A 9,109-nucleotide genomic window follows, 5' to 3' on the forward strand; every position below is an offset into this window, starting at 1 on the left:
TAAATCCTATAGAACAGATGTGGGCATGGGTTAAACGTAAGCGTAAAGAATGGTTGATCGATTCAGTCGATGAGTTATTTCAAGTTTTTTTCGAATCCTGTATGAATAATAAAGTAGTTTGACTATATCAAGGCTATAAAACTGATGATTGAACTCAATGACAATTTGTTCAGTTAAATACCAATCTTCAATCATACGGAAATATTGACTAAAGAAAAAACGGTTTTTTCCCCAATTATTTAAGCTTTCCAAACGGGGATATTGACGGTTAGCGAGAAAATCGTGATAGACCTGCTGTATATCATCAAATACGTATATGCTGCGCATGTAGGTTGACCTCGGGCAATGATGCAAAACGCTGCTTGCTATGACTTTAGCCAACCTATTTGAAAGTTAGATGACAATTCTCTAAAGCTTTTGTTTCAACTCCGTTCTGTTCTTTTGTCGAATCTGATCCATTTGCGTATTCAGTTGCAGCATCTCGCTATAAAGCTGATTAAACTGCTTCAATGGCTCATCTTCATAGAACATAAACAACTTATTTTTCTTTTCCCATTTATGTACTTTGATCACCTTAAAAATTTCATCTGCCTTAGCAAGACTTTGCTTTTCCAAATCAAATAAAGCATGAGATTCATCACTATCACGGCTATCTCTTAAACTTTGGGTCATTTGTTGCCTAAAAATATTCTTCACGGGTAAATGCTTCGCTTGTTCTAAGGCATTTTCTTCTTGCTGCGTCGTTTTTTGCTCATAAGCATCTACCACAGCATGAACCTGTTGCAACATTTGCTCGGTTTCTTGGTAGTTGTTTTTCTTATCTTTTACCAATCGATCTATGTCGAGGAATTTGTCCCAGTTCAGAGCTTTTAAATCACGAATATATTGATTACGCGCTTCAGCACGTTGCAGCATTTGGCCTAAAATAAAGTCGGACATGACTTTATAATCACCCTTTAAGCGAGCATCTGACAGATCTATCTCAATCGGTTTTTCCCAATTCTGTGCCTGCTTAAATATCTGTTCTGTCTTTTCAAGTAAAACAACTTGATAAGCATCAAATTGAGCGGCTTCTTTTTGTTGGGCTGAATATTGATAAAACATCCAACCAAAAACCAGCACGGTGGCACAAGCTAAAATTATAAAGATACGCGGCATATTCAGCTCCGAATCCCCTTTTGATTATCATAACCAAAAATACAAAAATATGGCGACAAAATAAACAAATCTACTTTTCTCAAAATCAAACGCACCTCCAATGATCATTGCAGCAAACACATAAAAAAGGAAATTCATGGATTAAGCATGAATTTCCTTTTACGTTTTGTAGAATGAAATGAATGTTATGGCGATGTTTTCGGGTTGATATTCAATTGGCGATCAATCGTACCCATGTTGATTTGGTCACGGCTAATTTGTACCGAAGTTGCATTACGATCGATACCAAACGGCTGCAACATAATATACAGACCATTGCGTGGATCGGAAGATTGAAGACCTGCAGCAATATCTAACACGTGTTGCTGCATCAAAGGCGATAAATTGGACATGTCTGGCATTGCTGCGGCAGGTAAAATATCCATGTTCGATACAATCGTTGCATCGACACCTTTATTTTGCGTGTCACGCTCAAGCTCCATGACACGGTGCTGTAATGCTTTACGACGATCGACCTGTTCTTGATATTCAACAATACCAGTTTCAGCACGCATTTCACGCTCTGCCATAATGGTTAAAGCAGGCATTTGTATCGCTTCTTGCTGTTCATCTGTATTCGTTGCAGCAAAAGTAGATGATGCTGAAAGAGTGGCACTAGCAAAAAGCAAAACGGCAACAGATTTTGGGAGAGTCATCATGTTGAATTCCGAGCAAATTGACGAAAAAGTGAAGCACCAAATAGTGCATTTTGAAGTCTATATTGTACAACAAATCATCAATTTTACGTTTTGAAGCCCGACAAACGGCATATTATGCCGTCATGAGTACACGTTTAATTTTGAATTCAAAGTGTTAGTTTTTTTGGAACACATTTTTATCTACATTTTGAATTCAAAATCAAAATACCGAGTATATTTAGCTAGGTTAATTTCAAACTCATTGTTGAGATACGCTACCAATGCGTAATAGAACTGGAAAATGTAACTGATATTGTTGCTTATTCTGCTGCTGAAAAAAATCGAGCAATGCTGCAAGAGGCTGTTGCTCGGGATGCAGCTTTTGATAATGTTTTAAGCCTGACCATGTTTGTAGATAATTCAATATCTGCTGAGCGGGCCATGCATAATCCAAACTCAATGTCGGCGTTGTATATTCATGAAACGGAAAAGGAATCGTTTGATAGCTTTCATCAATATAGCGACGTTCTGCATCCCAATACCCCTTTAAAGTTTCGAAATACAATTGTTGGAGCAGCTCATTCAATTCTGTTTGTTCCGCTTGAATCAAACCATAACCAATGACTGCAATCACGCCATTAGCTTTAAGTACGCGTTTTACTTCGGTATAAAAACTATCAAAATCAAACCAGTGAATCGCTTGTGCTACCGTCACTAAATCCACGCTTTGGCTTGGCAAAGGACACTCAGCTGCTTGAGCAGCCTCATAATGTACATTGGCTAAATGCGGAGCCTCCGCCAATTGAGCTGCACTTAAATCAGTCGCTAAGATTTGTTGAAAATGGGGAGCCAGTCGTTGGGTAAATTGACCAGAACCTGCCCCACAATCCCAAGCCAGCTCTCGTCTATTTACATATTTTAATATCGTTTCCACGATAGCTGGAGAATAATCCGGCCGAGCACGTTGATATTGTTTGCTATCATCAGAAAAGAGATCTTTCATTTAGAATATTCATTGGTTATTTTTCATCAGTCTAATATAGTTTTTACTGCTTAAAACTTGAACTTAAGTCATAGCATTAAAGTAAAAATGATGTGTGAACTTACTGAATCACGTTCTGAATATAAAAGCTCGTTTGTGCAATGGGTTCCAATTGATCATTCATTTGATAATATTTCACATCATAATGACCGGGCTTCCAACCTGCGACAGGGCTGAAACTTACCCAATTTTTCTCACGCTGAGCACTTACCCGCTGCGGCATAAAAAATAGCACTTCTCCAGTAGTTTGATTGCTCCAGCGTACAAAAACTTGTTCATTACTCGGTGTTTTACCTAATGTATCAAAGTGAGCAAATAGCTGTTGTCCTTTGTAAATATCACGTGGTAATACATTTTCGCCCCCATACTCTTGGTGTGCCATAACCGTGGCTCGTCCACTCATTGGCTCGTCAGGTTTATTTTTAGCATCAACAAACTCACCCACTAAATGCTTTGCAAATTCATGCTTGTTTCGAATGGCCGATAAATCATACCCAGAAAATGCTTGCTGCAAATATTGATCCATTTGCTTTGATGTCGCCTGATCAATGACTGCATTCACTTGAGTCATTTGATTTTTTAGTTGCTGTTGTAATTCAATATTATTTTCAGATTGCACCGGTATATGTTGCTGAAAATTTTGAATAAAGCGATTCCCTGTCTGATTGCTTTTACTTTCTATAACGATGGGCTCAGATACAGTATTGGATGGGGCTATGAAATAACCCAATCCAAAACAGACGAGGCCAATCGCTATTGGCATCAAAAATTTCATCGTTTTTAATTACACGTTATTGTTTCAGTTACATTATTAGCGAGCGTTATTTTCAGACTTCCACTGGTAAATAAAGCCCCCTTATTCAGTTGTTCTTTGGTTAGATTACTACCTGACAACAATCTTAATCCTTCTGAGGTACAAATACCTGTCTGAGTATCATTCGTGAGCTTTAATACACAGCCAGCTGTTGTCACTTTATGGGTATTTGCTATAGGCTCAGCACATACTGCTGTAATCACCTTTGTAGATGGTGTTTTAAGATCACATGCTGAACAATCTTGACTCGCACCACCACACGCATTTGCTGCTTTTTCACTGCGACAAATATATGTCTGAGTACCAAAAGTAAATTCTTTTTCAAATGAAGAATTAAAACTGCCACTACTTCCACCACCACATGCCGTTAATACAGCACTTGTCATTACGGTTAAAGCCATTACTATTTTTTTCATATTCATCGTCATACCTTATATTTTTTAAAATTTTTTAGCTATCGGTCAAATTATATTCGGTCGATTGTATTAGTTGCATTGCACAATTGATCAACAAAACTAAATCTGAGACGAAAAAAAACCTCAAACAATGTTTGAGGTTTTTTTGAATATGGTGGCGAGACCCAGGATCGAACTGGGGACACACGGATTTTCAATCCGTTGCTCTACCTACTGAGCTATCACGCCGATGCGGTGTATTAAGCCGCATCTCAGTTAATTAGTCAATCATATTTATAAAAATATTTTTTGTATGCATAAATTTTAGGCAAAAAAAATCCCTGATGGGATCAGGGATTGATAAACTGAAAATCAGTTTTGAATATGGTGGCGAGACCCAGGATCGAACTGGGGACACACGGATTTTCAATCCGTTGCTCTACCTACTGAGCTATCACGCCGATGGGGCGTATTAAACAATTTAAGCTGGATGCCGTCAAGCATAAGCATGGGCTTTTTTCTCAAATGTTTATTTTTAAATCAATATTTCACACTAATCGCTTACTTTTTGTCTTATTTACATTTAAATCTGAGTTAATTTAATTATTCAGTCGAAAAAAGACAGCACGGAGGCTGTCTTTTAAACACTGAACTTTATTCAGCTGCGTCAATTTTACCAATGTGTGCTAAACAACGATGAATCGCGCCACAACCTGGCTCGAAGGTTTTTACACCTTTTTCTTCTTCCATACGTGTCGCTTCACTCACTAGACGTTCTGCAACACCGCGGCCTCGGTTAGCTGGATGTACTACGATATATTCCAAGGTTTTACTTTCACCTTGGCCGCTACACCAAATGGCACCAATCAATTTTGTATTAAATTCTGCAGTGTAAACTAAGGTATACTGAGCTAAGTTCTGCTCAAGTTGTTCAATGGCATCTGAACCGTCGCTAAATTCTGGGCTCGTGTCATACAGTCGCTCAAGCTGGCTGCGCACTTCATCATTTTCTAAAGAAGTATAGGCATGTACGGTAATAGGCATTGATAAACCCTCCTGAGCAATCTAATATGCGGTGACTTTTCGTCACGGCGAAAACATTTTTACATCAATCATTTTGACGTATTTGAGGAACGTGTCTATGACCGATCGTATCAGTGAAGTAGTAAGAAACACTAACGAAACCAAAATTCGAGTTCGCGTGAATCTTGATGGTTCTGGTCAAGGCACTTTAAACACTGGTATTCCATTTTTAGATCATATGATTGATCAAATCAAGCGACATGGTCTGTTTGATATTGATATTCATTGTGATGGTGATCTTGAAATTGACGACCATCATACCGTAGAAGACTGCGGTATTACACTCGGACAGGCGTTTGCACAAGCACTTGGCAACAAAAAGGGCTTAAAACGCTACGGTCATTTTTATGCACCGCTTGATGAGTCGTTAAGCCGTGTTGTGGTTGACTTATCTGGTCGTCCAGGCCTATGGATGGATATTCCATTTACACGTGCTCGTATTGGTACATTTGACGTTGACTTATTCTCTGAGTTTTTCCAAGGCTTTGTGAACCACGCGTTAATGACGCTACACATTGATAACTTAAAAGGTAAAAACAGCCATCACCAAATTGAAAGTGTGTTTAAAGCATTTGCACGCGCACTTCGTATGGCATGTGAAATTGACCCTCGTGCAGAGAATACTGTCGCTTCAACCAAAGGAACATTGTAATGACCCGTATTGCCCTTCTTGACTATGGCATGGGAAATCTTCACTCAGCTGCAAAAGCACTCGAACACGTCGGTGCAACGGTTGATGTGACCAATGATCCAAAGCTGATTGCTCAAGCAGATAAAATTGTATTTCCTGGTGTAGGCGCAATGCGTGATTGCATGCAAGGGATGCATGAAGCGGGTATTGATGAAGTTGTTCGCAATGCTGCATTCAATAAGCCTGTACTCGCAATCTGTGTGGGTATGCAAGCCTTGATGCAACACTCTGAAGAAAATAGTGGTGCAGATGCACTCGGTATTTTTGAAGGTGTGGTAAAACGTTTTCCTGATGTAGACGGTTTAAAAGTTCCACACATGGGCTGGAACCAAGTACATCAAGCTGATCCAAGCCATCCAATGTGGAAAAACATTGAACAAGATGCACGTTTTTACTTTGTACATAGCTTCTATGTTGAACCGAAAGATCCAGCTATTGTTGCTGCTACCTGTGACTATGGTTTGCAATTCTGTACCGCAATTCACAAGGAAAACTTGTTTGCGACACAATTCCACCCAGAAAAAAGTCATACAGCGGGTCTACAATTGCTGAAAAACTTTGTGGAATGGGATATTTAAAGTTCCGTCCCATCCAAAAAAGCCCGCACCTTGCGGGCTTTTTTATAATGTTTATTTTTCATACTTTTATTTTATAGATATTCATTTTAGAATTTGCCTACTTATAAAAATACCAAAGTCTAGGAATAATAATGAATACATTCACATCTGACTCACCTACCCAAGCCAGTGGTCGCTTTAGCCGTCGCGCTTATCTTGCTTGGAATCTACTCCTCGGCATTATTTTTATGCTGATTGCTGTTGTGGTCGCCCTACTCACTCCCGGCGCTCAAAATAGCCTTACTGAAGGAGCAATGTCGACGCCACTCATGATTATTTTCTTTATCATGTACGCCATTGCGATTTATTACAGCGTTATTTTCTTAATTCGACGTTTACATGACCGTGACCATTCTGGATGGCTTGCCCTACTAATCTTAGTCCCTGTGCTGAATATTTTGTTTGCGCTCTATGTATTATTTGCCCCTGGTAATAGCGGTAGCAATACATTTGGACAACCACGCCCGACCAAAGGCTGGGAAACAGTGCTGGCAGTTTTGTATATTGTCGTGTTTGTTATTGGCATACTCGCTGCGATCATGGTTCCGTCTTACCAAGACTATGTGATCCGATCACAACAAGCTACGATTCAAGAATAATCCTTATATGTCGTGTATATCTGCATAAACAGCAACACATATTCTAAGACAAGCTCACTCAGGTGAGCTTTTTTATACTTTGCCTTTATAATCAACGCGCTTTTTATGTTCAGGATAAATCCTCCCATTTTCACATTTTTATGTCGTTTTTAGCTCATTAGTTGTGTCTAAAAATGAATGATAACAATACTTTTTAAGATAATTTAAGATCATTAAATATGAATAATTCACCCAATATAAACTCTGGCTGGAACCGTGACGGTCGGTTTAATCGCATGTCATTTATCGGTTGGAATACCTTTTATGGTCTGATGCTGACGTTAGTCATGCTGGTCATTGTTATTATGATGCCAAATACCATGAATGCCTTAATGGCTTATGCTGAAAATCCGATATTACAAGGGTTTGCACTTGGTTTTAATATTTTACTTTTAATTCCTTTGATGATTTTCTCAGCGCGTCGTTTACATGACTTCAATATGTCGGGCTGGTTTGCGCTTTTACAGCTGATCCCATTGCTCAATATCATTATATTTATTGCAATCATACTCATCCCGGGTACTGCAACTGCCAATCAATATGGCGAGCCACTTGAATCAAAAACATGGGAAGTGGTTTTGGCCTTTTTATTTTTAGGTCTATTCTTATTAATATTGGTTAACCTACTCTTTACCCTTAAATATTTCTTTTAATAAACCTACTTCATTGATGTAAATATATACCGCTTTGAATCACCTTCAGCGCGGTATAAATGCATTTAGTATGTAAGTTTCACCCACAACAGCTTGATTGCTTTTCAGGTTTAAACTGACTAGGCTCAACAGATAAAATCTTGAACGAATACTCATGAACGATGCTGTACAACCGCAAATTTTGCCATCTAAAGAACAAATTAAAAGCTTTCCACTTTTTCAAAATTTAGCTTTCGAACAAATTCATGTAATTCACTGCTTAGAACAGTGTCTAACTTGGGCAGAACAACTAAATACAGCAGCCGTACTGGGTTTTGATTCTGAGTCAAAGCCAATCTTCAATAAAGGCGAGGTTTCAACAGGGCCTCATTTAATTCAATTGGCAACTGCACAGTATGCGTGGCTATTTCAAATGAATGAAGAAACATGGACATTTTTAAAACCGATTTTTAGTAATCGCGATCAAATCAAAGTTGGCTTTGGCTTAAAAAATGATGCACATTTATTCCGTAAAAAAAGTGTTGAGCTCAATAGTGTCTTAGAACTTTCTAAGTGCTTTACATCTTTTGGTTTAACCCAGCCTGTAGGTTTAAAAAATGCCATGGCGTTGCTTTTTGCGGTCAATTTTCCCAAGTCTAAATCAGTCAGCACTTCTAATTGGGCCAAAAAACGCTTAAGCCCAGAACAAATTCGTTATGCAGCAGCAGATGCCTATGCACCAGTACTGGTATTCGAAGAATTATTACAACGTGGACTCTTGCCTAAAACCATTCCAAATACCTCTTTAAAGCTACGTATTAGACCCAACAAATCAAATAAACCATAATAAAAATAAGGATTTATTGCACCCACCAAATGTAATTATCCTGTAACGGCAATTTGCACCAGCTTATTGCACTCACACTAATCTGAACTCAGTCGAGTTTTATTCTGCAATGCCGTATTTACGTTGTATTCGGACCAAAACAATTATATTTTGCTTTGCCATGAATCATGTATGGGTTAATAAAATGTCCACATGCACCATTTAAGTACAATTATATGATTGATTTTTATTAAATAAATTACATTAATATACACTTGTATTTAAATTCACATAATCTCTTGATCGCATTGAATTTTCCATCCTAATCACATGATTTTTCTTCTACTTTATATATTTTTATAATTTGTTTTCACGCTTCGCATTTTGCTAAAACAAGTCTGCCAAATACCTTTGTACACGACAAAAAAAGATAACTCATTGAAATAATGGCATAATACTTGTTTTCTGACGACGAATATGATGACACATTTCAATGAGTTACATCTCATCTTAAACAAATATCTAAAGTGGAACAA

The 9,109-nt window shown here is 38.1% G+C and carries 11 protein-coding genes and 2 tRNA genes; 5 read left to right on the plus strand and 8 right to left on the minus strand.

The window, feature by feature from the left end; all coding sequences use genetic code 11:
* Window positions 1-408: 408 nt before the first annotated feature.
* The 8 genes from FTV09_RS16075 to FTV09_RS16110 all read right to left on the minus strand — a co-directional run bounded on the left by FTV09_RS16075 (window position 409) and on the right by FTV09_RS16110 (window position 5,130).
* Window positions 409-1,158: a hypothetical protein gene (locus FTV09_RS16075; RefSeq protein WP_180058878.1), complete on the minus strand. Its 750-nt coding sequence runs from the start codon at window positions 1,156-1,158 to the stop codon at window positions 409-411.
* Between the two features lie 185 nt (window positions 1,159-1,343).
* Window positions 1,344-1,856 carry a hypothetical protein gene (locus FTV09_RS16080; RefSeq protein WP_245668187.1) on the minus strand — a complete coding sequence of 171 codons (513 nt, stop codon included), beginning with the start codon at window positions 1,854-1,856 and terminating at the stop codon, window positions 1,344-1,346.
* Window positions 1,857-2,094: 238 nt separating this feature from the next.
* Complete coding sequence (locus FTV09_RS16085) at window positions 2,095-2,838, minus strand: class I SAM-dependent methyltransferase (RefSeq protein WP_067761455.1); 744 nt, start codon at window positions 2,836-2,838, stop codon at window positions 2,095-2,097.
* Window positions 2,839-2,938: 100 nt separating this feature from the next.
* Complete coding sequence (locus FTV09_RS16090; protein WP_180058879.1) at window positions 2,939-3,640, minus strand: hypothetical protein; 702 nt, start codon at window positions 3,638-3,640, stop codon at window positions 2,939-2,941.
* 17 nt (window positions 3,641-3,657) lie between these two features.
* Complete coding sequence (locus tag FTV09_RS16095) at window positions 3,658-4,113, minus strand: hypothetical protein (RefSeq protein WP_180058880.1); 456 nt, start codon at window positions 4,111-4,113, stop codon at window positions 3,658-3,660.
* Window positions 4,114-4,259: 146 nt separating this feature from the next.
* A tRNA-Phe gene (locus tag FTV09_RS16100) sits at window positions 4,260-4,335 on the minus strand.
* A gap of 136 nt (window positions 4,336-4,471) precedes the next feature.
* A tRNA-Phe gene (locus tag FTV09_RS16105) sits at window positions 4,472-4,547 on the minus strand.
* Between the two features lie 193 nt (window positions 4,548-4,740).
* Window positions 4,741-5,130 (minus strand): GNAT family N-acetyltransferase, encoded by a 390-nt coding sequence (locus FTV09_RS16110; RefSeq protein ID WP_067761464.1) that lies wholly within the window; start codon window positions 5,128-5,130, stop codon window positions 4,741-4,743.
* 97 nt (window positions 5,131-5,227) lie between these two features.
* On the opposite strand from FTV09_RS16110, the gene hisB reads away from it, so the two are divergent.
* The 5 genes from hisB to FTV09_RS16135 all read left to right on the plus strand — a co-directional run bounded on the left by hisB (window position 5,228) and on the right by FTV09_RS16135 (window position 8,594).
* Window positions 5,228-5,821, plus strand: coding sequence for an imidazoleglycerol-phosphate dehydratase HisB (gene hisB / locus FTV09_RS16115; RefSeq protein WP_180058881.1), 594 nt, complete (start codon window positions 5,228-5,230; stop codon window positions 5,819-5,821).
* The gene (hisH, locus tag FTV09_RS16120; protein WP_180058882.1) at window positions 5,821-6,438 is read left to right on the plus strand and encodes an imidazole glycerol phosphate synthase subunit HisH; all 618 of its coding nucleotides are present in this window, start codon (window positions 5,821-5,823) and stop codon (window positions 6,436-6,438) included. The genes hisB and hisH overlap by 1 nt, the downstream gene beginning before the upstream one ends.
* 131 nt (window positions 6,439-6,569) lie before the next feature.
* Complete coding sequence (locus FTV09_RS16125) at window positions 6,570-7,076, plus strand: DUF805 domain-containing protein (protein WP_067761474.1); 507 nt, start codon at window positions 6,570-6,572, stop codon at window positions 7,074-7,076.
* Between the two features lie 218 nt (window positions 7,077-7,294).
* The gene (locus FTV09_RS16130) at window positions 7,295-7,768 is read left to right on the plus strand and encodes a DUF805 domain-containing protein (protein ID WP_180058883.1); all 474 of its coding nucleotides are present in this window, start codon (window positions 7,295-7,297) and stop codon (window positions 7,766-7,768) included.
* A 154-nt stretch (window positions 7,769-7,922) separates the two neighbouring features.
* On the plus strand, window positions 7,923-8,594 hold the full coding sequence (locus tag FTV09_RS16135) for a 3'-5' exonuclease (RefSeq protein WP_067761480.1): 672 nt from the start codon (window positions 7,923-7,925) through the stop codon (window positions 8,592-8,594).
* Window positions 8,595-9,109 lie beyond the last annotated feature (515 nt).

This window comes from Acinetobacter sp. YH12227, assembly GCF_013417785.1.
Classification (GTDB): Bacteria; Pseudomonadota; Gammaproteobacteria; order Pseudomonadales; family Moraxellaceae; genus Acinetobacter; species Acinetobacter gandensis.